This is a genomic window from Bradyrhizobium sp. Ken51, assembly GCF_055807435.1.
Map to the genome: position 1 here is coordinate 166,310 of NZ_JBVVPB010000017.1, position 23,651 is coordinate 189,960.

Below are 23,651 nucleotides of genomic sequence, written 5' to 3' on the forward strand. Positions count from 1 at the left end.
AGCCCGTGCGCATCAACGCGATGCAGCCCCGTAAGGGTTCAATCTAACCAATTCGTGATCTACATTGCGTGGATGGACGAGCACACCGACCAGACCCGGAAGCCCCGCGCCGATGCCGTGCGCAATCGCGAGCGCGTGCTCGAGGCGGCCAAGGCCGTGTTCAACGCGGGCGGGCCGGAGGCGAGCCTCGAGGCGGTGGCAAAACGCGCCGGCGTGGGAATCGGCACGCTCTATCGGCATTTCCCGACCCGCGAGGATCTGTTCGAGGCGGTGTACCGGCGCGAGGTCGAGCAGCTCAGCGAACTCGCCGAGCAGTTGAAGAACGCGAAGGACCCCGTCGACGCGCTCAGGCGCTGGCTGCGCTCAGGGGTCGAATTCGTTGCCACCAAGAAGGGCATGGTGGCAGCCTTGGCACTCGCGGTGCAGAGCGGGTCGGAGTTGCATGCCTTTTCCTTTGAACGCCTGACCAAGGCGATCGGCTCGCTGCTCGATCGCGCAGCCGCGGCCGGCGCCATGCGGGCAGACGTCAGCCCCGAGGACTTGCTGCGCGCGTTCTTCGGCATGTGCTACATGCACGACCAGCCCGGTTGGCAATCCTCGGTGCTGCGAATGCTCGACGTGTTCGTTGACGGGCTGCGGGTGCAGCCTGTCGTGAAAGCCAGGGTCCACGCGGCCGCCAAGCCCGCGAAGCCGGCTGCAAAGCGGAAGCGATAGCCGGCGAGATGTGCTAGGATCGGCGCGGCCGGGAATTCAACGCGGAGCCTGTCATGCGCATCGCCGCCTTGCTGGTCTTTCTCAGTGTCGTCTTCGGTCCCATCTCAGCGCGCGCCGACGATGTCGCGACGGCACGGGACATCATCCGCGCCCAGGAGCAGGCATTCGGCCGCGACGACGCGAGCGCGGCCTATTCCTACGCCGCGCCGGCGATCCGGGAGATCTTCCCCGCGCCTGACATCTTCATGTCCATGGTGCAGAACGGCTACCCGCCGGTCTATCGGCACAAGAGCTTTGAATTTGGCGACAGCAAAAGCGACGGCAGCCGGATTGCCCAGCACGTCCATATCATCGATGCCAATGGCGAAGCCTGGGAAGCGCTCTACACGCTCGAGCAGCAACCGGACGGCAGCTACAAGATCACGGGTTGTTCGCTGCTGAAGGCGGGACAGGCAGTCTAGGTCGCAAGACCCGGACCGGTCCTGACTGCATTCATCCGCGACCGGATCAGCAGCGTCAAGACGATGCCTATATTGAGCGCGTTCCACGCCACGCCGTTGGCGAACGCAGCCGCGTAGGAACCTGTCGCGTCGAAGATGACGCCCGAGACCCAGCCGCCGAAGGACATGCCGAACACGGACGCGAAGATCACGATGCCGACGCGGGTTGCGGCCTCGCTCGCCGGCATCGCCTCGCGCACGATGATGGCATAGCTCGGCACGATGCCGCCCTGGAACAGGCCGAACATCGCGGAAATCAAATAGAGCGAGGTCAGGCTGTCGAAGAACAGGTAGAATACGAGCGCAAATCCCTGGGCCACCGCACCGATCAGCAGTGTGGGGATGCCGCCGATCTTGTCGGCGAGATAGCCCGAACCGATCCGGCTGACGATGCCGCAGGCCATCATCAGCGACAACATCTCGGCGCCGCGAGCCACGCCATATCCGAGATCGCCGCAATAGGCGACGATATGCACCTGCGGCATTGCCATGGCGACACAGCAGGAGATGCTCGCGATCGAGAGCAGCACCGTCAGCGTGTTGGTCGACAGCTTGAGATCGACCCGGGGCGGCGGCGCATTGGCATGGTCGTGGACCTTGTCGTGACCGATCTGCGCGCGCAGCACCAGCACGAGGATCGTCATCAGGACGACGCAGACAAGGCCGATTCCGATATGGGTGTGGCGCCAGCCGACCTCCTGCATGCCCCAATTCACAATCGGCGGCCACATCGTGCCGGCGACATAATTGCCGCTGGCGACAATGGTCACGGCCAGGCCGCGATAGCGCTCGAACCAGTGCGAGGCCTCCGCCATCAGCGGCGCGAAGGTCGCGGAGGTGCCGAGCCCGATCAAGAAATACGCTGCCACGAACTGCCAGAGCTGGGTCGACAGACCCGCCAGGACATTGGCGACGCCGAGAAAGGCGATGCTGATTGCCATCGCCGCCACGATGCCGAACCGGTCGGTGATCCGGCCGGCGATGACGCCGCCAAGCCCGAAGCCGAACATCATGAGGGTGAAAGCCAGCGACACCGCGCCGCGCGTGGCAGAGAATTCGGCCTGCACCGCGGGAATCATGACCACGATCGCCCACATGCCGACGCCGCCGATCGAACCGATCACAAGTGCAATAACAAGGCGCATCCAGGCCTGACGCGAATCAGGGGTGAATGCTTCGGGTGTTTGTCCTGATTGATTTGGCGCGTGCACGGGCGGGACCATGGCCCGCGGATCGCCACAGGGTCAAGCATTGTGGCGCGATATTGGGCATGCACGGTGCACTGCGGTAAGAAGGAGCTTGGCGAACGCGCGTTTTGTCATTATTTTGCAAATCAGCGCGTGCTACATGGCCGCGCGAAGAGCAAGTCGGCGGAATGTTGCTGCGATTGACACGATCGATGCGGATCAGGGTGGGGCGCTTCATTGCCCTCGCCTATCTGTTCTGCGTGCTCGCGCCGGCCGCAAGCCTCGCCTGGGGTAGCGGTCCAGCACCGTGCCTCGACGACACGCTCCTCGCCGACCTCGGGCCGGTGCATCACCAGATCCACGCCGGCCACACGCATGACGGCGCCTCGCATGACCACGCAGGGGCACATGCGCATCACCAGGCCGCCGCGCAGGACGCGCCCCCCGCCCCTCATCGTCACGACGGCAAGGGTACGCCGGGACCGTGCTGCGCGATGATGTGTGTGAGCGCGCTGCCGGCCGACCTGCCCAGCGTCGCAAAGCCGCTTCAGCCGGTTTCCGCCTGCTCGCCCGAGATCGTGGCCAGCCTGCACAGCGCGGCGCCGCCCCTGCACTACCGCCCTCCCATCATCTGATCTGACGCGCGACAACGTCAGGCCGAGCGCGCATCTGCGTGCGTGAGCCTGTGGTCTCCAGACAGATCAGGGATGAGTCATGCTTACGCTTTCCGGGGCGAAGTCCGCCGCTGCATCCGCAGCGCGGGGGCGACACTTTCGATTCAATTGGCCGCTGCTGGCCGCGACCGCATTGGCGTTGTCCGGCTGCATGCCGGCAACGACACAAATCGCCGGCGCTGATCCTGCCAATCCGGCGGCCAAGGTCGCGCGCGCCGGCTATCATTCGACGATTGCGCCCTACACCAGCCTGCGGCCAGCAACCCCGGCACCATGGCGCGAGCGCAACCAGAGCGTCGCGCCGCAGCCCAAGCAAGACCGGTAGGAGCGCGCCATGACACACCGTCTCGCGCCAAGCCTGCTCGTTCTTGCCTCGCTCGGCTTGTCGGGCTGTGCCGCCTTCTCGCCCGACAGCGGCATGAATGCCGTCTCCGAGCTGACGAGCCAGACCATCAACAAGGATGTCGCTTTCGTGCGAACGGCCGAGGGAGCTGGCGCGGCCGACGCGCGCGTTCGCCAACTGCTCTCGCGAACACTCAGCGTCGAGACCGCCGTGCAGATCGCACTGCTCAACAACAAGGGGCTCCAGGCCGCCTATAACGAGCTGGCGCTGGCCGAGACCGATCTCGTCGAGCAGAGCCTGCCGCCCAATCCCGTGTTCTCGGTCTCGCGGATCTTGGGCAACGGCGCCAGCGAAATCGAGCGTCAAATTGTCGGCGACATCCTCGCGCTCGCCACACTGCCGTTCCGCTCGGAGATCGCCCGCGACCGTTTTCGCCAGGCGCAATTGCGCGCGGGTCTGGCGACGTTGCGGCTTGCCGCCGATGTCCGCCGCGCATATTGGCGCGCCGTTGGCGGCAACGAGATGGTGGCGTTGCTGACGGATGCGAAGGCGACGGCGGAATCGACTGCGCAGCTCGCGGTCAAGCTCGGCGAAACCGGCTCGATCAACAAGCTCGATCAGGCCCGTGAACAGGTGTTTTACGCCGAAACCACCGCCGACCTCGCCACCGCGCGACAGACGGCGACGAGCGGGCGCGAAAAGCTGGCGCGCCTGATGGGACTGTGGGACGGCGGCCTCGACTTCCGGCTGCCCAACCAGCTGCCGCCGCTGCCGCGCCGGCCGCAGGCTTTACCCTCGATCGAGGCCGACGCGGTCGCCCATCGCATCGACCTTCAGATCGCGCGGCTCGAGCTGACGGCGCTGGCGAAATCGCTGAACCTCACCGAGGCGACCCGCTTCGTGACCCTGCTCGATCTCGCCGGCATCTCCCGCCGCACCCGGGATCCGGAAGGCGCGCCGTTCCGCGAGCGCGGCTTCGACGTGCAGTTCCAGATCCCGATCTTCGACGGCGGCGAGGTGCGGGTGCGGCAGGCGGCGGAGACCTACAATTTCGCCTTCAATCGGCTGACCGAGCGCGCCGTCAATGTACGCTCCGAGGCGCGCGATGCTTACCGGATCTATCGCTCCGGCTACGACATCGCCAGCCACTATCAGCGCGAGATCATCCCCTTGCGAAAAATCATCACCGAGGAGATGCAGCTCCGCTTCTCCAGCATGCAGGTCGATATTTTTGCGCTGCTCACCGAGGCGCGGCAGCGGCTCGCCTCGCTGCGCGGTGCAATCGATGCCAGGCAAAGATTTTTCCTTGCCCAGTCCGACCTGCAGACCGCCATCAATGGCGGCGGCGCGCCTGCCGACGGCGACAATTCAACCACTCTCGCCGCGGCAGCGCCTGCCGATGGCCGTCACTGACATGGAGGCCAACATGTTTTCCCGCCGAGGATTTCTGGGCAGCGCCGCGCTCGCCGGCGCATCCGTCGTCAGCGGCCGCGCGCAGGCCGCCTCCATTCCGGAAGCCCCGCACATGGACAAGGTGGTGATGCAGCCGCCGCTCCACCCCATCAGTGGACCGGACTATCGCCCCGTCGTTACGCTGAACGGCTGGTCGCTGCCGTTCCGGATGAACGGCGACTGGAAGGAATTCCATCTCGTCGCCGAGCCCGTGGTGCGCGAATTCGCCGAGGGCATGAAGGTGAATCTGTGGGGCTATAACGGCCAGTCGCCGGGCCCGACGATCGAGGCCGTCGAGGGCGACAAGGTCCGCATCTTCGTCACCAACAGACTGCCCGAATACACCACCGTGCACTGGCACGGCATGATCATTCCCAGCGGCATGGACGGTGTCGGTGGACTGACGCAGCCGCACATCCAGCCGGGAAAAACCTTCGTCTACGAGTTCGAGATGAGGAAGAGCGGGACGTTCATGTACCACCCGCATTCCGATGAGATGGTGCAGATGGCAATGGGCATGATGGGAATGGTGGTCGTGCATCCGCGCGATCCGAACTTCCGTCCGGTCGACCGCGACTTCGTCTTCGTCATGAGTACCTATCGCGTCGATCCCGGCACGTACTTGCCGCAGGTCAACGAGATGACCGACTTCAACATGTGGACCTGGAATGCGCGGGTGTTTCCCGGCATCGATCCGCTGCCGGTCAGGCTCGGCGACAAGGTGCGCGTGCGCATCGGCAATCTCAGCATGACCAACCATCCGATCCATTTGCACGGCCACAGCTTTGCCGTGACCTGCACCGACGGCGGCTGGATTCCGGAGAGCGCGCAATATCCGGAGACGACGACCGACGTACCGGTCGGTGCTGTCAGGGTGTTCGACGTGCTCGCCGATAATCCCGGCGACTGGGCGTTCCACTGCCACAAGTCGCACCACACCATGAATGCGATGGGACACGACATGCGCAACATGATCGGGGTGTCGCGCAAGGATCTCGCCAAGGCCGTCGGCAAGCTCGCCCCTGACGGCATGGCGATGGGCTCGACCGGCATGGCGATGGGCAACATGGAGATGCCCGCGCCCGACAATACGCTGCCGATGATGACCGGCACCGGTCAGTTCGGCCCGATCGAGATGGGCGGCATGTTCACGGTGATGAAGATCCGCGAAGGCCTCGCGCGCGACGACTATCGCGATCCCGGCCCCTACCAATTCCCGCAAGGCACCGTCGCCTACGAGGTCACGCCGCCGGCCCCGGAGCCCGTGCGGCAACAACCGGGCGGACCGCCGATGAAGAACATGAAGATGTGAGCGTTTCGATGAACCACCACCAACTGGAGATATCAATGAAGACGACGATCAAGCTCGGTCTTGCGCTGGCCGCGCTTTCGACCGCGCCGGCCTTTGCCCACGACCAGCACGGGCACGGCACCTTTTCGGCCGGCGAGCCCGGCGATCCGAAAAAATCCGCGCGCACGATCGAGATCCTGCTGAACGAGATGGACTACACACCCGCCAGAATCGAGGTCAAACGCGGCGAGCAGATCCGCTTCGTGCTGCGCAACGTCGGCAAGGAGGACCATGAATTCCTGCTCGCCACCACAAAGGAGAATCTCGCGCATGCGGTGGAGATGAAAAAGCATCCGCACATGGAGCACGACGATCCCAACGGTGTCAGGCTCGCACCGAGCAAGACCACCGAGATCCTCTGGAAGTTCAGCAAGGCCGGCACGTTCGAATTTTCGTGCCTGATTCCCGACCACCGCGATTACGGCATGGTCGGCCACGTCACCGTAAAGTAACGCAAGGAGGCTCCCATGAACCGCATCATCCGTATCGCCGCAGCGCTGTCGCTGGCCATCGGCCTTGCCACAGGTGCCCTGGCGGCCCAAGGCGCCGCGATCAGCGGCGAGGTCAAGAAGATCGACGAGGGCGCCGGCAAGATCACCCTCAAGCACGGGCCCGCGAAGAATCTCGGCATGGATGAACCCATGACCATGGTCTACCGCGTCAAGGACCCGGCCGTGCTCAAGCAGGTGAAGGTCGGCGACAAAGTGACTTTCGAAGCCGAGGAGGCGGCCTCGGGCTATACGGTGACCCGGATGGAGAAGGCAAAGTAGGGCTACTGCCTCCGTCCGCCGAATTTCGGCGCCAGACGCTTCCACAACGTCATGGCCGGGCTCGTCCCGGCCATCCACGCCTTCGGCGCGGCATGAAGAACGTGGATGCCCGGGACAAGCCCGGGCATGACGGCTGCTTGCCCGCCAGATGGCCGAAATACCGCAGTCAGCCCCCATGCCGCACCCCTTATTAACCCTTTGCTAACCATACACCCGGCAAGAATTGCCCAGTGGAGTCGAGTGTCGTCAGCCGCGTAGAACGGGAGCTCCCGTGGACGCCAGTGCGGTGCCTCACTTTCGAAACGGCGGCCCTTCGGCCGCCGCGCAGACGTTTGGGGCGCGCGGACGGCAGTCGCGCGGAGGGGCAGCTACCATGGTCGACGTCACCGCGGGACAGGGCGTAGGCGGCACAAACGCCGGTTTCCCCACCCTTGCCGAGATCGGCAATATCCTCAAACGCGGCGATATCGCGCTGGCTCTCGGCGTGCTCACCATCCTGGTGGTGCTGATCCTTCCGCTGCCCGCGATCGTGCTGGACCTGTTTCTGGCGATTTCGATCACGCTCTCGATCCTGATCCTGATGACGTCGCTGTTCATCCAGGCGCCGCTGGAATTCTCCGCTTTCCCGACCGTCCTGCTGATTTCGACCATGCTGCGGCTGTCGCTCAACATGGCCTCGACCCGCCTGATCCTGTCGCACGGGCACGAGGGCACGGACGCCGCCGGTCACGTCATCGAAGCCTTCGGCAGCTTCGTGATGGGCGGCAATTTCGTCATCGGCATCATCGTCTTCGCCATCCTGATCATCGTCAACTTCGTCGTCATCACCAAGGGTTCGGGCCGTATCGCCGAAGTCGCGGCGCGCTTCCACCTCGACGCCATGCCCGGCAAGCAGATGGCGATCGACGCCGATCTCTCCGCCGGACTGATCGACGAGGCGGTCGCCAAGCAGCGGCGCAAGGATCTGGAGGACGAGAGCGGCTTCTTCGGCGCCATGGACGGTGCCTCCAAATTCGTCCGCGGCGACGCCATCGCCGGCCTCCTGATCGTCTTCATCAATGTCGTCGGCGGCATGATCATCGGCGTGGCGCAGCAGGGCATGTCCTTTGCCGATGCCGGCCGCAGCTACACGCTGCTGACCGTCGGTGACGGCCTCGTCACCCAGGTGCCGGCGCTGATCGTTTCGACCGCCGCCGGCCTGCTCGTTTCCAAGGCCGGCGTTTCCGGCGCCGCCGACAAGGCGCTGATGAAGCAGTTCTCCGGATATCCGCAGGCGCTCGCGATGTCCGCGGCGGTCATGCTGGTGCTGGCGGCCCTGCCGGGCATCCCGACCCTTCCCTTCCTGGCGCTCGGCTCCGGCGCCGGCGCGCTCGCCTGGAACGCCCGCAACCGCAACCGGGCGACTGCCAGGGCTGAGGAAGTTGCGAAGACCGCACCTGCGCCGGGAATGCCGGGCGCACCGGGCTCCGCTGCGGCGGAGGAGCCGATCTCCGCGGCGTTGAAGATCGACGACCTCAAGATCGAGCTCGGCTATGCCTTGCTGCCGCTGGTCAACGGCCCCGACGGCACCGACCGCCTCACCGAGCAGATCAAGGCGCTGCGCCGCTCGCTCGCGATCGAGATGGGTTTTGTGATGCCCGCCGTGCGGATCCTCGACAACGTCCAGCTCGAGGCCAACACCTACATCATCAAGATCAAGGAGGTCGACGCCGGCACCGGCAAGATCTGGCCGAACCAGTTCATGGTCATGGACCCCGGCGGCAGCCAGGTTCAGGTGCCCGGCATCCACACCACCGAGCCGACCTTCGGTCTGCCCGCGACCTGGGTCGACGCCAGCCTCAAGGAGGAGGCCTCGCTCAAGGGCTATACCGTCGTCGACGCCGCGACCGTGCTCTCGACCCACCTCACCGAGCTGCTCAAGGCCAACATGTCGGACCTGCTCTCCTATGGCGAGGTGCAGAAGCTACTCAAGGAGCTGCCGAAGGAGCAGGGCGAGCTGGTCAAGGACATCGTGCCCGGACAGGTCACGGTCTCCGGCATTCAGCGCGTGCTGCAGCTGCTGCTTGCCGAGCGCATCTCGATCCGCGACCTCTCGACCATCCTCGAAGGCATCGCGGACTCGCTCGCCTTCTCGCGAAATCCCGCAACCATGGTCGAGCACGTCCGCGCCCGCCTGGCGCGGCAAATCTGTGCGCAGAACACCTCCTACAGCGGTTATCTGCCGCTGATCGCGCTGTCGGCGCGGTGGGAACAAGCCTTCGCCGAATCCATTATCGGCCAGGGCGAGGAGCGCAGCCTCGCGATGCAGCCTTCGAAACTGTCGGAGTTCATGACCGGCGTGCGCGAAGCTTTCGAGCGCGCCGCGCGCGAGGGCGAGGCCCCGGTGCTGGTCACCTCTGCGGCAATTCGTCCCTTCGTGCGTTCCCTGGTCGAGCGGTTCCGGGCCCAGACGACCGTGCTGTCGCAGGCTGAAATCCACCCCAGGGCGAGACTGAAAACGGTCGGAAGCATCTGATTTGCCTTAAGAAGCCGTGTGTTTTTTGGCCACAGGCAAATGGTTTTTAAGCTTTTGGCGCCTTGCCGATCGACGGCCGGCAAGGCGCCTGGCAGACACATTACAGCTTTGAAATAATTGCCAAATTGCACGATCAAGGGCCGTTTTTGATCGCGGCTTCTCACGTCCTGTCACGCTCTTGTGATCGCCCCTTGGGAACGAATCCCCCCAATACTAGGTTGTTGGGCACCGGAAGCATGAACCTGCCCAAACACGCAGGCGACTACTTCGGGTAGGTGGCGGCAGGAGCCTTCCATGAACCACTCGATTTACAGCGCAGATCGCTCGACCCACCTCAAGATCGTGGTTGTCGCGCTCGTTGCCGGCATCGCGGTGGCGGGTCTCGGGATCACCGCGCGAACGAGTTCAGATGAAGGCCTGACCCAGACCGCTCGCGTCATGAAGGCCGGCAAGCCGATCGCCATCACCAGCTCGAACGTTTCGCTCGTTCGCTAAGGAGATTTGAGTTTCAGGAATTCACGCGGCTCTTTATCAGCCCCCCAAAGTCGCCACGTGGATATGTAGACGACCCCAACCCCAAGTCGACTACAGAAAGCGCCCGCCCCCCACGGGCGCTTTCTCATGTCTGGGGTATTGTTTGCTGGCGTATGTAGCACGGGCAACTGTGTGCTACTGGCGCTGTCATTCCCCGCGTAGGCGGGGAATCCAGTACGCCGCAGCCTCTCCGTATTCCCGCGCTGTCTCTGGAATACTGGATCGTCCGCCTTCGCGGACGATGACACCGAATTGGGACTACCGCGCCCCATACGTCGGCGGCGGCGCCTGCACGGTCGGCGCGGCTGCGGCGAACAGTTCATCCTTGCGCCCCGAGAGCGGCGGATAGATGCGCTTGCGGTTGATGGTCTGCTTGGTTGCCTTCGCGGCCGCGCCGGTGGCGCGGACTTCGCGGTCCCATCCTTCCGTGTAGAGCGCGCCCCAGCCGCCGAGATCGAGCACGGTCACATACCAGTCGATCCGGAGCGGCAGCATCGGCAGGCCCGCGAGATCGGCGACCACGTTGTGGCCGGCGAAGCGGCCCATGGGACGCGCGAACTGGCAGGACATCACGGTCGGATGCAAGCCGTCGACCACGCTCGAGGCGACATCCCCGGCCGCGAACACGCCGCCGACATCCGCAACCCGCATCATGGGATCGACGAGAAGGCGCCCAAGGCGATCGCGTGCGTCCGGGAAGCTCGCGGCCAAGGGGCTCGCGCGCATCCCGGCACACCAGATCACTGTCCGCGTCGGAATGACCTCGCCCGAGCTCAGGCGCAGGCCGGCGGCCTCGACGGAGACGACACGGACGCCAAGCCGTGTCTCGACGCCGAGCGAGGCTAACGCCGCATCGATGACGGGACGCGCATGCGCGCCGATCGTTGCGCCCACGGCAGGATTGGGATCGACCAGGATGATACGGTGGCTGCCGGTGATGCCGGCACGCGCCAGCCTGTCGGGCATCTCGGCCGCGACCTCGATGCCGGTGAAGCCCGCGCCGACCACGACGATCGTCGAGCGCCCCGGCGCGGGCACGCTGCGTCCGAGCGAAGTGAGATGGCCCTCGAGGTGGAGCGCCGCTGCATAAGTGTCGACATCGAAAGCATGCTCGGCAAGGCCGGGAATGTCGGGACGCATCACTTCGCTGCCGAGCGCCAGCACCAGCCGGTCATAAGCCAGCGTCTCGTCGCCACCACCCGTGACCAGCGAAATCTCGCGCCGTTCCGGATCGATGGCTTCGACGGCGCCGATGCCGTGACTCACGCCGATCGGATCGAGCAGTTGCGGCAGCGGCAGCGCGACCTCGCTGAGATCGGCCTCGTAATTGCGGACGCGGATGTTGTGATAGGGATTGCGATCGACGACACGGATCTCGATGTCACGGCCGGCCGCGCCGATCTCCTCGCGCTTGCGTGCGGCACCGATGGCCGCCCACAGACCTGCAAACCCGGCGCCGAGCACGACGATACGCGCCATGTCCGTTGACTGCATTTCCCAAGAGAGCGACGACGAAGCGACGAACGATCAAGCCGTCTGACCGCGCAGACAGATATAGCTCATCCGGCCGGGCGCACCAACGGCGGCGGCACCGCCGCGCCGCACAAATTGTCGGCGCGGCTTAGGCCTCGCGCAGTTCCGACGGCGTCGCGCTAAAGCGCTTGCGGAAGGCGCGGTTGAAATAGGACAGATCGGAGAAGCCGGATGAGTGCGCGATGTCGCTGATCTTGCGCGTCCTGGCGCGGGGATCGCTGAGCAGCTTGCGCGCCTGCAGCAGGCGCTGCTCCAGCACGAATTCGGTGAAGGTCGTTCCGGCCTGCTCGAACAGGCGCTGTGCCTGGCGCGGGCTCAGGCCCGAGCGCGTGGCAATCTCGGACAGGCAAAGATCGTTGCGGCCAAGCGCGGCCATCACGTCGGCGCGCATGAGATCGAGACGGGCCGCCGCATGACCTCGCCCGCGCGCGAGACTTGCATGTTCGGCATCGGTGCCGAGCAGGAGACCGACGAGATCGACCATGTGCTGCGCGGTCAGGCGCTGGCCGACGGCGTCGAGATGCGGCGCGTGATGGGCCGCTAGGGAGTGGTAGCGGAAAATCGTCTCGGCGACCGCGCCATCCGAGAGCACTTGCGACAGCTTGTCCTCGGCGCGCGGATTGATGTCGAGCAGCGCGCGGCGCGGCATGCGGATGGTGGTGAAGCGATCTTCCTCGGTGTGGCCGACCGTGCCGGTGATGCCCATGTCGACGAGCACCATCTGCGCGGGCGCAAGCTCCACGGCATGGCCGTTCTGCCCGACGCGGACGAGACCCGCATGTGCCGCGATCAGGACGAGATCGTCGCTGCCGTCGGCAAGGTGGCTCTGGGTGCGCGAATATTGCGCGGAAGCGCCTTCGGGAATGGCGAGCGCGATATTGTCGACCACGCTGACCTGAAGCCGGCAATCGATGCTATCGCCCCGGCTCGGCCCGATATCCAGGCCGCAGGCTCCGAAAGTCCGCTCGCGCCAATGTTCGAAGGCCGGGCCGTGTGGCAGCCCCGCATATTGGTGAATGAAGATGCCCGACGTTTTCGCTGCATCCATCTGATTTCTCGCCCCTCTCCGGCACCATGATTGGGGGGCGCCGACTGCAAATTCCGGGCATTTGACGCCGCGACATGCAGAGAGGTTCAAATTGAGGGCGGATTCTGCGGGATTTGTCGGGATACGACGGCGGGACGGACCGTGGCGACAGGAAACGATCAGGCATTGCCACGACGATGTTGAAGCGTCCAATGCCTCCCCGGTGTCGTCCTGGACAAGCGAGCAGAGCGAGCGCCGATGGTTGCTCACCCGTGTTGCCACCACTCATTCTTGCGACAAGCTCTTGGGGTAATGGGTCCTGGCTTTCGCCAGGACGACAGTAGAAACCTACTTCTTCGCGGGCGCCTGCGGCTGTGACGGCGGCACGGTCTCGATCAGCTTGCCGGAAAATACAGGCGCCGAGGTCGGCTGGCCGCTGGGCGAACCGCCGGTCTGCTCGACGGTGACCGCGTATGTCGCGCCGTTGACGACGTCGGCATCGTACGAACCGAGCACCGGTCGCGCGGTGAAATCGCCGGCGCCGATCACACCCAGCGAGCGCGGACGCGGCAGCTTGTCGGAGATTAGCCAGAGCTCGAAGCTCTTGCCGGGCTCCGGTGTCGCGCCGACCTTGCGCACGGTAAAGTTCTTGGTCGCACCGTCGATGGTGAGGATGAAGGCGGGACCGCCGCCCTGGCCCTGCAACAGCGCCACATATTGCGACGCCGCCGCCGGGAGCGGCGCCGGTGTCTTCACCTCGACCGTCTGGATGCGTGGCGCCGGTCGCAAGCCGCCCGGCAGCGCCTCGGGCTGGAAGATCTGAAGCGACAGCGTCACGAGCAGCGCGGCCGCGAGCGCGCCGACGGCGGATGCGATGGTGCGCCAGCGCTTCACGCGGCCCTCGAGCTGGATCACGTTGCTGTTGTCGGCAACCGGCGGCGGTGGCGCGCGCACGACCTCCGGGTCCGGCGCGTGGACCTGCGGCATGAATATCGGCGCGACATCGGGAAGCGCATCGGACGCAAGTCGCGCCGGATCGGGCTGCTCCGCTTCGGGCGGCTGCGGCCCCGGTTGCTGCATAGTCTCCGACGGCACCTGCGGAGGCACGGTATCGGGCGAGGAAAACTCCGGCACAGGTGGCGGCGCGACATCCGGCAGCGCTGGCGGCTCCTGCGCAAAGGCCGTCCGCGCGAGCTCGGACCTGATGTTCTCCCATACGATCGGACGCGGCTGGATCGAGCCGACCATCTGGTTGAGGACGCCGAGCCGGAATGCCCACGCCTGCACAACATCGGCGAACGCCTTGTCCACCGCCATCATGGTCTCGACCTGCGCGCGCTCGCCGGCGTCGAGCGTGCCGAGCGCATATTCCGCGGCGAGCGCGATATGGTCCTCCGTATAGGCCATCACTTGCGGTCCAGACCCATCCTCACAGTACGAGCTCTCATGGCTCGAACCTCATAGCCCGAGACATTCGCGAATATCCATCATGCTGCGCCGAAGCCACGTCTTCACCGTGTTGACGGGCGCTGCGAATTTCTCCGCCAATTGCTCGCGGCTCCAGCCGTTGTAATAGGCGAGAAGCACGAGTCTCTGACGGTCCGGTTCGAGCCGGCCGATACATTCCAGGAGCCGCTTCAATTCCTCGCTCATCTCCCGCCGCGCCAGCGGATCGGGGCTATCGCTTGCGACTTCCATCGCCTGCGGCTCTTCCTCGATGGAGACTTCCGTCTTCTTGCGCACGATGTCGATGGCGCGGTTGCGCGCGATCGACGCCATCCAGGTGATCGGCGACGCGAGAGCGGGATTGAACTGGCCGGCGCTGTTCCAGATCTTGACGTAGGCCTCCTGAATGACCTCCTCTGCTAGATCCTGTCGGCGCAAGATACGGAGCACGATGCCATAGAGTTTCGCGCGCGTGGCGACGTAGAGGCGCTCGAACGCGGCCTGATCGCCCTGCGCTACCGCCCCAATCAGCCCGACCAGCTCTGCTGGCGTCAGCATTCAGTCCCCCAATGCGCGGCCCTCGCGTTCCGCGCGGGCCCTGGCACCCCGCCACCATAGCGCGCGACAAAGCCGACCACCAAGGGGGCGCGGCGCCACTCTGTGGACAGCACATGCGAAAACCCGGACCTTTGGGGTCCGGGTTTTGCAAATTCTCGCAGGTCTGGCGGCTAGCGTCTCAGGCGACGGCGCCCATGCGGGCACGCATCAGGCCAATACTGTCGAGATCGGCCTGCTCGCGGGCGTTTTCCTCGGCCCGTTCACGGGCCTGATCGCGCTCGTCGAGGAGCTCGACCTTCTTCAGCTCCTCGAAGGCTTCGGCCAGCGCAGCCTTGGCTTCGTCGAGCTGGCCCTTCAGCTCGTCGGCCGAGCGGGTCAGGTTCTCGCGACGCTGGATGGCAGCCTTGGCATAGGTCGGATAGGCGAAGTGCGAGGGATCGTTGATCCCGGCGCGCTCCTGCTCGGTCGAGATCTCGCGTTCAAGATCGGTCGACATCCGCTGGAAGTCGGCGATCATGGTCTCGATCTGGGTGACCCGGCGGCGCTTCTCGTCGACCTGAAACTTCTTCAGGCGGATGAGGGTATCACGTGACTTCATCGACTCGTACTCCCCAGAAGTCCCTTGGCTGCGCGTGGGACAACACCGGTCTCCCCACAGGCCCGACGGGGGCCAAGACCGGCTCTGCTACTCTGTGGGATGGGATGATGACGGGACAAAGTTAGCGTTCCGTTTCCAAATTGCCGAGGATTTGCGCCAACTGACGGTAGCCGTCCGCCAGCGACGCATTTTCGTCCTTGCGCTGGCGCAGGAAGGCCTCCAGCGGCTCGTGCAGGCGGATCGCCTCGTCGACCTCGGGGCTGGAGCCGGCGCGGTAGGCGCCCAGACGGATCAATTCCTCCATGTCAGCATAGGTCGCCATCACCGCCCGCGCCTTCTGGATGGTCGGCCAGAACTGCGGGTCGGCCGATTTCGGCATGGTGCGGGAGACGGATTTGAGGATGTTGATGGCGGGGTAGCGGCCGCGCTCGGCGATCGAGCGCTGCATCACGATGTGGCCGTCGAGAATGCCGCGGACGGCATCCGCAATCGGCTCGTTATGGTCGTCGCCATCGACCAACACCGTGAAGATCGCAGTGATGGCGCCCTCGCCCAGGCCCGGACCGGCGCGCTCCAGAAGCTTCGGCAGCTCGGTGAACACGGTCGGCGTGTAGCCCTTGGCGGTCGGCGGCTCGCCTGCGGACAGGCCGATCTCGCGCTGGGCCATGGCAAAGCGCGTCACCGAATCCATCAGGCAAAGGACGTCCTGCTCCTCGTCGCGAAAATATTCGGCGACCGCGAGCGTCAAATACGCAGCCTGGCGGCGCATCAGCGCCGGCTCGTCGGAGGTCGCGACCACGACGACCGAACGCGCCAGGCCCTCCTCGCCGAGGTCGTCCTGCAAGAATTCCTGCACCTCGCGGCCGCGTTCGCCGATCAGCCCGATGACGCTGACCGCGGCATCGACGTTGCGCGCGAGCATCGAGAGCAGCACCGACTTGCCGACGCCGGAGCCTGCGAAGATGCCCATGCGCTGGCCGCGGCAACAGGTCAGGAACGTGTTCATCGCGCGCACGCCGAGATCGAGCGGCGCGCCGACGCGCTTGCGCGAGTGCGCCGGCGGCGGCGAATTGCGGTACGGCATCGGGGCCGGGCCCTGCGGCAGCGGTCCCTTGCCGTCGATCGGCTCCCCCAGCGCATTGACGACGCGGCCGAGCCAGGCCGCGCAAGGCCGCACCTGATTTGCGGCATTGGCGATGACGGCCTTGCAGCCGCGCCGCACGCCGTCGAGGCCGGCGAACGGCATCACGACGGCATTGTTGCCGGAGAAGCCGATCACCTCGCAGGGGATGGAACGGTTGCCGCCGGTCTCGATCACGAGCCGCGCGCCGACCGACATCGCATGGATCGGGCCGGCCACCTCGACCATCAGGCCGCGCACGCCGACAACACGGCCGTAAATATTGATGCCGTCAATGTCGCCGATCTGTTCGGCAAGAGCCTTCATAAGAGGGCCTTCATGAGGTGATCGCCTTCATAATCCCGGGCTTCGTGGCGAATACCTTAAGTTTCGCCATATTTCTGAACGGCGCTTAACTTCGTGTTTACCCGCATCGTTAATCATTGCGTCACTGTCTTTGTGACTGAGCGTGGCTCCCCTTCAGAAGAAGGCTGAGTCGCGGGAGTCGGTTAGGCCCGTCTCTTAAAGTGGAACTTGAACGCAACCGGATAACGAAAGCTGCTTCGCACACAAGACCTTAGGGCGATTCGACGAAAATTGCATCTACAGGGCTTGCGTTCCAGAATCAGAATTTGTTAACCATCTGTTGTCAGGATCCGAATCAGTTGTTCAAAGGCGTTTTGTTGTGTGCCGCGAATGCGGCCGACCTGACGCCCAGGAGCGGCGACTATGGGGAACTGGCATGCGCGTTTTGCTGATTGAAGATGACAGCGCCGTCGCGCAGTCGATCGAGCTGATGTTGAAGTCTGAGAGCTTCAACGTCTACACGACCGATTTGGGGGAAGAAGGCGTCGATCTCGGTAAATTATACGATTACGACATTATCCTTCTCGACCTCAATCTGCCCGACATGTCCGGCTACGACGTGCTCAAGCAGCTCCGGGTCTCCAAGATCAAGACACCAATTCTGATCCTCTCCGGCCTTGCCGGCATCGAGGACAAGGTCAAGGGTCTCGGCGTCGGCGCCGACGACTACATGACCAAGCCCTTCCACAAGGATGAGCTGGTTGCCCGCATCCACGCGATCGTGCGCCGCTCCAAGGGACATGCCCAGTCGGTGATCCAGACCGGCGACCTCGTCGTCAACCTCGACACCAAGACGGTGGAAGTCGGCGGCCAGCGCGTGCATCTGACCGGCAAGGAATACCAGATGCTGGAGCTGCTCTCGCTCCGCAAGGGCACGACCCTCACCAAGGAAATGTTCCTCAACCACCTCTATGGTGGCATGGACGAGCCCGAGCTGAAGATCATCGACGTCTTCATCTGCAAGCTCCGCAAGAAGCTCGCGAATGCCTCGGAAGGCCGCAACTTCATCGAGACCGTGTGGGGCCGCGGCTACGTGCTGCGCGAGCCGCACGAGGTCGAAGAGCGCATTCCCGCCTGATCCTGGGTTTACCCGCGAGCCCTTCGGGGCTTGCTCCTCCCAGCCTGGACCCCGCCGCAAATGGCGGGGTTTTGTTTTTTGGGATGCGAGCGCGGCCTCATCGTCCTCCGGCCGTTGAACCGCTACCCTTCCCCCGCCGACGAATGGTCGCTGCACGATGGGGGAACGATGATCCTGCAATCACTCGCCGGCCTGCCCGCCTTCCTGGTCTATTTCTGCACCGGGCTGATCGCGATCGTGGCGTATCTGTTCGTCTACACCCGCATCACTCCGTACAACGAATTCCAGCTGATCCGCGACAACGAGCCGGCCGCGGCGATTGCACTCGGCCTCAGCCTGCTCGGCTTCGTCGCGCCGCTGGTCAGCGCCATCGCGCATTCGGCCAATGTGCTGGATTGCCTCATCTGGGCGATCATCGCGCTGATCGTGCAGATCATCGTGCTCTTTCTGGTGAGGGTGCCGGTGCCGAACCTGCCGGCGAGGATCGCCGCCGGCGAGCTTGCGCCCGCAATCTGGCTCGGGCTGTCCTCGCTCGCCGCGGGCCTGCTCAACGCCGCCTGCATGATCTACTGACATGGCCGACAAGCCCTCCAAAAAGGAGTTCGGCAAGCGCCGGCCGGCGGCGGGACCGCCGCCCGCACAGCAGCAGGTGAAGCGCTCTGGCCGTGTCGCGCTGCTGGTGATGGGCACGATCGCGGTCGGCACCACCGCCTACACGCTAATGCCGCGGCAGAATTGCGAGCCCTCTGCTGCCGGGGCGATCGTTCCCGGGGCGACGATCCCCGGAGCCGCGCCGGTGCAGGCGAGCACCGCCTGCAGCAGCAGAAGCAGCTCGTCGGGCAGCGGCGGCAGCTCACGCTGGTCGTCGCGATCGAGTTTCTTCAGCAGCGATTCATCGAGCCATTCCTCGTCCGGAACGTCGTCCGATTCAGGCTCCGGCGGCGTGAGCCGCGGCGGCTTCGGCTCGTTTGGCCATGGCTTCTCTGGCGGCGGCTGACCCATGCGACGCATCGTCTGCCCCGAGCGCGACGACTGGCGGCAGACCGCCGAACAATGCGGCTTCGCCTTTCACACCATCGACGGCGAGCGCTATTGGGACGAGCGCGCCTACTACGCCTTCACGCTCGACGAGATCGAGCGCGGCATCGAGACGCCGACCGGCGAGATCGACGCGATGTGCCTGGAGCTTGCCGGCCGCGTGATCGGCGACGAGCGTCATCTGCAACGCTTGAAGATACCGGACGCGTTCTGGAGCCTGATCGCCGAGAGCTGGGCACGAGAGGACCGCAGCCTCTATGGCCGGCTCGATCTGAAATTTGACGGCAAGGGGCCGGCAAAGCTGCTCGAATACAACGCGGATACGCCGACCTCGATTTTCGAAGCCGCGGTGTTTCAATGGACCTGGCTCGAACAGGCCATCGAACGGCGCATCATCCCGTCGCGGGCCGACCAGTTCAATTCCATCCACGAACGACTGATCGAAGCGTGGAAGCAGATTGCCGCCAGCCGCCACGTCCATCTCACCGGCACCACGGGCAATGAGGAGGATGCCGGCACGCTTGCTTATCTCGAAGACACCGCGCGCCAAGCGGGACTGACGACCACGCTCCTGGATGTCGAGGCGATCGGCTGGCGCAATGATGCCGGCGGCTTCGTCGATCTCGACGGCCGCGACATCGCGCTAGCCTTCAAGCTCTATCCCTGGGAATGGATGTTCCACGACAGCTTCGGCGCAAAGCTCAAGGGCGCACCGACACGCTGGATCGAACCGCCGTGGAAGGCGGTGCTCTCCAACAAGGGCATCCTGCCGCTGCTCTGGGAGATGTTTCCGAACCATCCCAATCTGCTGCCGGCGTTCTTCGAGGACGATCCGCGGGCAGCCGAGCTCGGCAGCTCCTATGTGCGCAAGCCGCTGCTGTCGCGCGAAGGCGCCAATGTCACGCTGGTATCAGGCGGAATGCCGCTCGACGAGCAGGCAGGTCCCTACGGCGCCGAGGGATTCGTGCGACAGGCGCTCGCACCGCTGCCGAACTTCTCAGAGTTCTATCCAGTGGTGGGAAGCTGGTTGGTGGATCACGAACCCTGCGGCCTGTCGATCCGCGAGGACGAGAGCCCGATCACCGGCAACGGCTCGCGGTTTCTGCCGCATGCGATTTTGTGAAAGATACCCTTCTTCCCTTCTGGGAGAAGGTCGCCGCGTAGCGCCGGATGAGAGGTTCTATTCGCGAGTTCAAGTGTCAGTTGGGCTCGCGGCTCGCGCGTCGACAAGGCAGGGCACCGCGGCGGCGTGGCACAAAGTGCATAGAGACTTTTCGCAGCGACAGATCAGCTATGTGTTAAATGTGCGCACAAAGATACTTAGGCGACCTGAATAGCGCGGTACGCTCTTTGCAACGGAGAGGGGACCGGTGCCGGGGCTCGTGCATATCGTTGATGACGACCTGTCGTTCCTGACGGCCATGGAGCGTCATTTAAGGCACGCCGGTTACGAGGTCGCCGTCTATGCGTCGGCGCAGGCGTTGCTGGACCGACTGCCGAGCGACAGCATTCCGAGCTGCATCCTTCTCGATGTGCAAATCCCCGACTTGGACGGCCCTGCGCTCCAAAAACAATTGAGCGAGCTCGGCTCGACATTGCCGATCATATTTCTCTCCGGCCATCGCGACATTCCAATAACTGTGCGAACCATAAAGGCGGGTGCGCAGGATTTTCTGAGCAAGCCGGTAAGCTCAGAAGACCTTCTTCGCGCAATCGCCGGAGCCTTGGCACACCATCGATCGTCACGAGACCTGCAGACCATGCTGAACATGGCTCGTGCTCGTCTCGCTAAATTGACGCCGCGCGAGCGACAGGTCTTCGACCTTGTCGTTCGGGGCAAAATCAACAAGCAGATCGCACACACGCTCGGAACGACCGAGCGCACGATCAAAGCTCACCGCCACGGCTTGATGGAGAAAATGCAGGTTCGGTCGTTAGCCGAGCTGGTCTCTCTTGCCGAGCGGATCGGCGTCTTGGACGGCGCATCCGACGAGGGAGGGACGGCCTGACAACTCCACCAGTTTGCAGCTACCTGCCGCTCCGCGGTCGTATATTGCCAGTACGTCGAATATCCGGTGGGTTGCGTTGCCCGGGCCGGCGTCGTGCTCAGGCCTCGTCCGGTGGCGCGCGCAGCGGTCCGCCATAATGCAGGTGGCAATGCAAATGGCGGTGTCACCGCGCCGCTGCCACCCTCAACGACGGCGGCATCAATCCGCCCATCGGGCGGCCGGAGCGCGTCGGATTGAGCTGATAGAGACCACGACGGTCGGCGATCGGGCGGAAGGCGTCGGTGATGCCGACGACGGATTCGGCGGCGCCGAGCAGCAGCGTACCGTCGGCTTCCAAAACCTTTGCCATGCGCTCGAAGATCACCGCCTTGGTGTCCTGGTCGAAATAGATCAGCACGTTGCGGCAGAAGATCACGTCGAACGTGCCGAGATGGGAGAAGTCCTGCAACAGATTGAGCTGGCGGAACTGCACCATGGCGCGGATGTCGGCATTGAGCTGCCAGACCTCGCCCGCCTTCGTGAAGTATTTCATCAGATGCTGGATCGGCAGGCCGCGCTGCACCTCGAACTGGCTGTAGACGCCGGCCTTGGATTTCTCCAGCACCTCCTGCGACAAATCGGTGGCGACGATCTCGATGCGCCAGCCGGCGAAGGCTGCGCCCATCTCCTTCACGCACATCGCGATCGAATAGGGCTCTTGTCCCGTCGATGACGCCGCCGACCAGATGCGCAGCGACTTGCGCGCCGCGCGCGCCCGAAGCAGCCCCGGCAGGATCGTTTCGCGCAAATGATCGAACGGGATCTTGTCGCGATAGAAGAAGGTCTCGTTGGTGGTCATCGCTTCGACCACGTCGCTTGCAAGCCGCCCGTCGCCGTTCCTGATCTTCAGCACGAGATCGGGAATCCCGGCGAGGCTCGCCTTGCGGGCCAGCGGCAGCAGCCGGCTCTCGACCAGATACTGCTTGTCCGGGGAGAGATCGAGGCCGGAGCGCTCTTTCAGGAATTTGCGCAGATAGTCGTAGTCAACCGGCGTCACGAGCGGTCTCCCGCGAACAGGCGATTGACCCGGGCGCCGATCTGGTTGAGCGGCAGGATCGCCGCGCAGATGCCGGCATTGGCCGCTGCGCCCGGCATGCCCCAGACGACGCTGGAAGCTTCGTCCTGCGCGATCACGCTGCCGCCGGCGGCGACGATGTCCTTGCCGCCGCGCATGCCGTCCGAGCCCATGCCCGTCAGGATCACGGAGAGGATAGCGCCATGCCAGATGTCGATGGCGGAGGTGAACAGCGGATCGACCGCGGGCTTGCAGAAATTGACGGCGGGACCGTCGTCGAGCGCGATCGCCACGTCGGCGCCGCTCCGCACGACGCGCATGTGCTTGCCGCCCGGCGCAAGATAGATGCGGCCCGGCTTCACCGGCTCGCCATCGATCGCCTCGGCCGCAGGCTTGCGGCTCGTGCGTGCCAGATGCTCGGCGAGAATGGTGGTGAAGGTGGGCGGCATGTGCTGGGTGATCAGCACCGGGACGCGGTCGATCACGGGGCCGAGCTCGGTGACGAGCGCCATCAGCGCCTGAGGACCGCCGGTCGATGAGCCGATCAGTAGCACCTTCGGCGCCTGGGTCGAGAACGGACGCGTGGACAGCACCGAGGACGACGACGCATGCACCGCCGGAGCCGCCGCAGGCCGCGCGACAACCGGTCCACGTGCAGCCGGAGCCGGGCTTGGGGGCGCCAGCGGCGGGCTCGCGACCGCGGCCTTGCGGCGCAGCCGTGCGCCGAGGTGACGGATTTTCTGGATCAGGTCGTGGTGGAAGATGTCCGCAGCCGACGCCTCGCGCGTCGATTCCGGCTTCGGAATGTAGTCGGCTGCGCCGAGCGACAGCGCCTTGAAGCTGATTTCGGCGTTACGGCGGGTCAGCGTCGAGGCCATGATGATGACGAGATCGCGCTTCTTCGCCAGGAGTTGCGGCAGCGCCGAGATACCGTCGAGCTCGGGCATTTCGATATCGAGGACGGCAACGTCGGGGTTGATGCGTTCGATCTGGTTGACCGCCTCGAGCCCGGTGCGCAGCGACGCCGCAACTTCCATGTCATGCTCGGCACCGACCCAGCGCGAGATCAGTCCGCGAATGACGACGGAGTCATCGACGATCATCACCCGCAAAGGTCCGGCTTCCCGCGACGAGCCCGGGGTCGAATTACCTGCGAACGCAACACTCATTACTCACCAACTCAGACTGAAACGGTCAGTTGAAAACAAACGCCGAAGGAGCCGTTCAGCCTCCGGGGCGGTCGCTCAGATAAGGCCGACTTCCTGGAATTTCGCCGTCACGATGTCCTTGTCGAAGGGCTTCATGATGTACTCGTTGGCGCCGGCGTGCAGCGCGCGCGCGATATGCGCGACGTCGTTCTCGGTGGTGCAGAACACCACCTTGGGCTGGTCGCCGCCGGGCATGCGCCGGAGATGGCCGAGGAACTCGTAGCCGTCCATCACCGGCATGTTCCAGTCGAGCAGGACCGCATCGGGCAAGCCGCGCTTGCAGGCCTCCAGCGCCTTCTCACCGTCCTCGGCTTCGAGGATCTGGAAGTCGAGGCCCTCCAGGATCCGGCGCGCAACCTTGCGGATGACGCTGGAATCATCAACGACGAGACAAGTTCGCATGTGAACCTCTGCTTCTCCCCGCTTTTGCGGGGGCACTTCCAATTGCAGGTACGTCGGCGGATGTGCCGGCGTATCAGGCCGCCATCATCTCGGGCGCGAGCTCGAGGACGCGGTCGACGTCGAGGACGACCATGAGCTGGCCGTCGAGACGGTGGACACCGCCGGCGAGCTTGG

Annotated in this window: 25 protein-coding genes and 2 pseudogenes; 16 read left to right on the top strand and 11 right to left on the bottom strand. The window is 64.6% G+C overall.

What is annotated here, in order from left to right:
* Positions 1 to 72 precede the first annotated feature (72 nt).
* Together AC0L27_RS26660 and AC0L27_RS26665 are read left to right on the top strand one after the other, a co-directional pair.
* On the top strand, positions 73 to 714 hold the full coding sequence (locus AC0L27_RS26660) for a TetR/AcrR family transcriptional regulator (protein WP_354210461.1): 642 nt from the start codon (positions 73 to 75) through the stop codon (positions 712 to 714).
* Positions 715 to 767: 53 nt separating this feature from the next.
* Positions 768 to 1,175 (top strand): DUF4864 domain-containing protein, encoded by a 408-nt coding sequence (locus AC0L27_RS26665; RefSeq protein ID WP_354210452.1) that lies wholly within the window; start codon positions 768 to 770, stop codon positions 1,173 to 1,175.
* Here AC0L27_RS26665 and AC0L27_RS26670 read toward each other — a convergent pair.
* The gene (locus tag AC0L27_RS26670) at positions 1,172 to 2,437 is read right to left on the bottom strand and encodes an MFS transporter (protein WP_354210453.1); all 1,266 of its coding nucleotides are present in this window, start codon (positions 2,435 to 2,437) and stop codon (positions 1,172 to 1,174) included. The two genes, AC0L27_RS26665 and AC0L27_RS26670, sit on opposite strands and share 4 nt — an antisense overlap.
* 152 nt (positions 2,438 to 2,589) lie before the next feature.
* On the opposite strand from AC0L27_RS26670, the gene AC0L27_RS26675 reads away from it, so the two are divergent.
* From AC0L27_RS26675 to AC0L27_RS26710, 8 genes are all read left to right on the top strand, one after another.
* On the top strand, positions 2,590 to 3,036 hold the full coding sequence (locus AC0L27_RS26675) for a hypothetical protein (protein ID WP_354210454.1): 447 nt from the start codon (positions 2,590 to 2,592) through the stop codon (positions 3,034 to 3,036).
* Positions 3,037 to 3,115: 79 nt separating this feature from the next.
* Complete coding sequence (locus AC0L27_RS26680; RefSeq protein ID WP_354210455.1) at positions 3,116 to 3,400, top strand: hypothetical protein; 285 nt, start codon at positions 3,116 to 3,118, stop codon at positions 3,398 to 3,400.
* Between the two features lie 9 nt (positions 3,401 to 3,409).
* Positions 3,410 to 4,831 carry a TolC family protein gene (locus AC0L27_RS26685; RefSeq protein WP_473320808.1) on the top strand — a complete coding sequence of 474 codons (1,422 nt, stop codon included), beginning with the start codon at positions 3,410 to 3,412 and terminating at the stop codon, positions 4,829 to 4,831.
* 13 nt (positions 4,832 to 4,844) lie between these two features.
* Complete coding sequence (locus tag AC0L27_RS26690; protein WP_354256815.1) at positions 4,845 to 6,182, top strand: copper oxidase; 1,338 nt, start codon at positions 4,845 to 4,847, stop codon at positions 6,180 to 6,182.
* A 35-nt stretch (positions 6,183 to 6,217) separates the two neighbouring features.
* A complete protein-coding gene (locus AC0L27_RS26695) occupies positions 6,218 to 6,673 on the top strand; it encodes a cupredoxin domain-containing protein (RefSeq protein ID WP_354065328.1) in 456 nt (151 codons plus the stop codon).
* Positions 6,674 to 6,688: 15 nt separating this feature from the next.
* Positions 6,689 to 6,991, top strand: coding sequence for a copper-binding protein (locus AC0L27_RS26700; RefSeq protein WP_275172204.1), 303 nt, complete (start codon positions 6,689 to 6,691; stop codon positions 6,989 to 6,991).
* 373 nt (positions 6,992 to 7,364) lie between these two features.
* Positions 7,365 to 9,506 (top strand): flagellar biosynthesis protein FlhA, encoded by a 2,142-nt coding sequence (flhA, locus tag AC0L27_RS26705; RefSeq protein WP_275172205.1) that lies wholly within the window; start codon positions 7,365 to 7,367, stop codon positions 9,504 to 9,506.
* Between the two features lie 294 nt (positions 9,507 to 9,800).
* On the top strand, positions 9,801 to 10,001 hold the full coding sequence (locus tag AC0L27_RS26710) for a hypothetical protein (protein WP_007600553.1): 201 nt from the start codon (positions 9,801 to 9,803) through the stop codon (positions 9,999 to 10,001).
* A 297-nt stretch (positions 10,002 to 10,298) separates the two neighbouring features.
* Here the strand turns inward: AC0L27_RS26710 and AC0L27_RS26715 are convergent, their stop codons facing one another.
* From AC0L27_RS26715 to fliI, 6 genes are all read right to left on the bottom strand, one after another.
* On the bottom strand, positions 10,299 to 11,519 hold the full coding sequence (locus AC0L27_RS26715) for an NAD(P)/FAD-dependent oxidoreductase (protein ID WP_354212056.1): 1,221 nt from the start codon (positions 11,517 to 11,519) through the stop codon (positions 10,299 to 10,301).
* A gap of 142 nt (positions 11,520 to 11,661) precedes the next feature.
* Positions 11,662 to 12,621, bottom strand: a complete 960-nt coding sequence (locus AC0L27_RS26720) for a helix-turn-helix transcriptional regulator (protein ID WP_354065333.1) — start codon at positions 12,619 to 12,621, stop codon at positions 11,662 to 11,664.
* 327 nt (positions 12,622 to 12,948) lie between these two features.
* A complete protein-coding gene (locus AC0L27_RS26725) occupies positions 12,949 to 14,007 on the bottom strand; it encodes an anti-sigma factor (RefSeq protein ID WP_354212057.1) in 1,059 nt (352 codons plus the stop codon).
* A 51-nt stretch (positions 14,008 to 14,058) separates the two neighbouring features.
* A complete protein-coding gene (locus tag AC0L27_RS26730) occupies positions 14,059 to 14,604 on the bottom strand; it encodes a sigma-70 family RNA polymerase sigma factor (protein ID WP_354212058.1) in 546 nt (181 codons plus the stop codon).
* 178 nt (positions 14,605 to 14,782) lie between these two features.
* Positions 14,783 to 15,202, bottom strand: a complete 420-nt coding sequence (gene fliJ / locus AC0L27_RS26735) for a flagellar export protein FliJ (RefSeq protein WP_007606301.1) — start codon at positions 15,200 to 15,202, stop codon at positions 14,783 to 14,785.
* Positions 15,203 to 15,323: 121 nt separating this feature from the next.
* Positions 15,324 to 16,649: a flagellar protein export ATPase FliI gene (fliI, locus tag AC0L27_RS26740; protein ID WP_106946294.1), complete on the bottom strand. Its 1,326-nt coding sequence runs from the start codon at positions 16,647 to 16,649 to the stop codon at positions 15,324 to 15,326.
* A gap of 415 nt (positions 16,650 to 17,064) precedes the next feature.
* On the opposite strand from fliI, the gene ctrA reads away from it, so the two are divergent.
* The 6 genes and pseudogenes from ctrA to AC0L27_RS26770 all read left to right on the top strand — a co-directional run.
* Entirely contained in the window at positions 17,065 to 17,766 is a 702-nt protein-coding gene (gene ctrA / locus AC0L27_RS26745) for a response regulator transcription factor CtrA (protein ID WP_007600544.1), read from the top strand.
* A gap of 168 nt (positions 17,767 to 17,934) precedes the next feature.
* Entirely contained in the window at positions 17,935 to 18,339 is a 405-nt protein-coding gene (locus tag AC0L27_RS26750) for a DUF350 domain-containing protein (RefSeq protein WP_211381727.1), read from the top strand.
* Between the two features lies 1 nt (position 18,340).
* A complete protein-coding gene (locus AC0L27_RS26755; protein WP_354212060.1) occupies positions 18,341 to 18,763 on the top strand; it encodes a hypothetical protein in 423 nt (140 codons plus the stop codon).
* Positions 18,764 to 18,766: 3 nt separating this feature from the next.
* Positions 18,767 to 19,927: a glutathionylspermidine synthase family protein gene (locus AC0L27_RS26760; RefSeq protein WP_354212061.1), complete on the top strand. Its 1,161-nt coding sequence runs from the start codon at positions 18,767 to 18,769 to the stop codon at positions 19,925 to 19,927.
* A gap of 247 nt (positions 19,928 to 20,174) precedes the next feature.
* On the top strand, positions 20,175 to 20,813 hold the full coding sequence (locus AC0L27_RS26765; RefSeq protein ID WP_354212063.1) for a response regulator transcription factor: 639 nt from the start codon (positions 20,175 to 20,177) through the stop codon (positions 20,811 to 20,813).
* Between the two features lie 30 nt (positions 20,814 to 20,843).
* Positions 20,844 to 21,050 (top strand): annotated as a pseudogene (locus AC0L27_RS26770) (hypothetical protein); the annotation flags it as partial.
* Here the strand turns inward: AC0L27_RS26770 and AC0L27_RS26775 are convergent.
* The 4 genes and pseudogenes from AC0L27_RS26775 to AC0L27_RS26790 all read right to left on the bottom strand — a co-directional run.
* Positions 20,977 to 21,849, bottom strand: a complete 873-nt coding sequence (locus AC0L27_RS26775; protein ID WP_354212065.1) for a CheR family methyltransferase — start codon at positions 21,847 to 21,849, stop codon at positions 20,977 to 20,979. The pseudogene AC0L27_RS26770 and the gene AC0L27_RS26775 overlap by 74 nt on opposite strands.
* Positions 21,846 to 23,036: a protein-glutamate methylesterase/protein-glutamine glutaminase gene (locus tag AC0L27_RS26780; protein ID WP_354065343.1), complete on the bottom strand. Its 1,191-nt coding sequence runs from the start codon at positions 23,034 to 23,036 to the stop codon at positions 21,846 to 21,848. Before AC0L27_RS26780 ends, AC0L27_RS26775 begins: the two co-directional genes overlap by 4 nt.
* A gap of 75 nt (positions 23,037 to 23,111) precedes the next feature.
* Positions 23,112 to 23,477 (bottom strand): response regulator, encoded by a 366-nt coding sequence (locus tag AC0L27_RS26785; protein WP_007600538.1) that lies wholly within the window; start codon positions 23,475 to 23,477, stop codon positions 23,112 to 23,114.
* Between the two features lie 73 nt (positions 23,478 to 23,550).
* Positions 23,551 to 23,651, bottom strand: a pseudogene (locus AC0L27_RS26790) (chemotaxis protein CheW); the annotation flags it as partial.

Bases quoted from the DNA above. Each gene is read 5' to 3' on its own strand.
- AC0L27_RS26785 (WP_007600538.1), bottom strand. From the start codon at position 23,477: ATGCGAACTTGTCTCGTCGTTGATGATTCCAGCGTCATCCGCAAGGTT.
- ctrA (WP_007600544.1), top strand. From the start codon at position 17,065: ATGCGCGTTTTGCTGATTGAAGATGACAGCGCCGTCGCGCAGTCGATC.
- AC0L27_RS26755 (WP_354212060.1), top strand. From the start codon at position 18,341: ATGGCCGACAAGCCCTCCAAAAAGGAGTTCGGCAAGCGCCGGCCGGCG.
- AC0L27_RS26670 (WP_354210453.1), bottom strand. From the start codon at position 2,437: ATGGTCCCGCCCGTGCACGCGCCAAATCAATCAGGACAAACACCCGAA.
- AC0L27_RS26680 (WP_354210455.1), top strand. From the start codon at position 3,116: ATGCTTACGCTTTCCGGGGCGAAGTCCGCCGCTGCATCCGCAGCGCGG.
- flhA (WP_275172205.1), top strand. From the start codon at position 7,365: ATGGTCGACGTCACCGCGGGACAGGGCGTAGGCGGCACAAACGCCGGT.
- AC0L27_RS26660 (WP_354210461.1), top strand. From the start codon at position 73: ATGGACGAGCACACCGACCAGACCCGGAAGCCCCGCGCCGATGCCGTG.
- AC0L27_RS26725 (WP_354212057.1), bottom strand. From the start codon at position 14,007: ATGGCCTATACGGAGGACCATATCGCGCTCGCCGCGGAATATGCGCTC.
- AC0L27_RS26760 (WP_354212061.1), top strand. From the start codon at position 18,767: ATGCGACGCATCGTCTGCCCCGAGCGCGACGACTGGCGGCAGACCGCC.
- AC0L27_RS26675 (WP_354210454.1), top strand. From the start codon at position 2,590: ATGTTGCTGCGATTGACACGATCGATGCGGATCAGGGTGGGGCGCTTC.
- AC0L27_RS26665 (WP_354210452.1), top strand. From the start codon at position 768: ATGCGCATCGCCGCCTTGCTGGTCTTTCTCAGTGTCGTCTTCGGTCCC.
- fliI (WP_106946294.1), bottom strand. From the start codon at position 16,649: ATGAAGGCTCTTGCCGAACAGATCGGCGACATTGACGGCATCAATATT.
- AC0L27_RS26730 (WP_354212058.1), bottom strand. From the start codon at position 14,604: ATGCTGACGCCAGCAGAGCTGGTCGGGCTGATTGGGGCGGTAGCGCAG.
- AC0L27_RS26715 (WP_354212056.1), bottom strand. From the start codon at position 11,519: ATGGCGCGTATCGTCGTGCTCGGCGCCGGGTTTGCAGGTCTGTGGGCG.
- AC0L27_RS26710 (WP_007600553.1), top strand. From the start codon at position 9,801: ATGAACCACTCGATTTACAGCGCAGATCGCTCGACCCACCTCAAGATC.
- AC0L27_RS26700 (WP_275172204.1), top strand. From the start codon at position 6,689: ATGAACCGCATCATCCGTATCGCCGCAGCGCTGTCGCTGGCCATCGGC.
- AC0L27_RS26720 (WP_354065333.1), bottom strand. From the start codon at position 12,621: ATGGATGCAGCGAAAACGTCGGGCATCTTCATTCACCAATATGCGGGG.
- fliJ (WP_007606301.1), bottom strand. From the start codon at position 15,202: ATGAAGTCACGTGATACCCTCATCCGCCTGAAGAAGTTTCAGGTCGAC.
- AC0L27_RS26750 (WP_211381727.1), top strand. From the start codon at position 17,935: ATGATCCTGCAATCACTCGCCGGCCTGCCCGCCTTCCTGGTCTATTTC.
- AC0L27_RS26690 (WP_354256815.1), top strand. From the start codon at position 4,845: ATGTTTTCCCGCCGAGGATTTCTGGGCAGCGCCGCGCTCGCCGGCGCA.
- AC0L27_RS26780 (WP_354065343.1), bottom strand. From the start codon at position 23,036: ATGAGTGTTGCGTTCGCAGGTAATTCGACCCCGGGCTCGTCGCGGGAA.
- AC0L27_RS26695 (WP_354065328.1), top strand. From the start codon at position 6,218: ATGAAGACGACGATCAAGCTCGGTCTTGCGCTGGCCGCGCTTTCGACC.
- AC0L27_RS26685 (WP_473320808.1), top strand. From the start codon at position 3,410: ATGACACACCGTCTCGCGCCAAGCCTGCTCGTTCTTGCCTCGCTCGGC.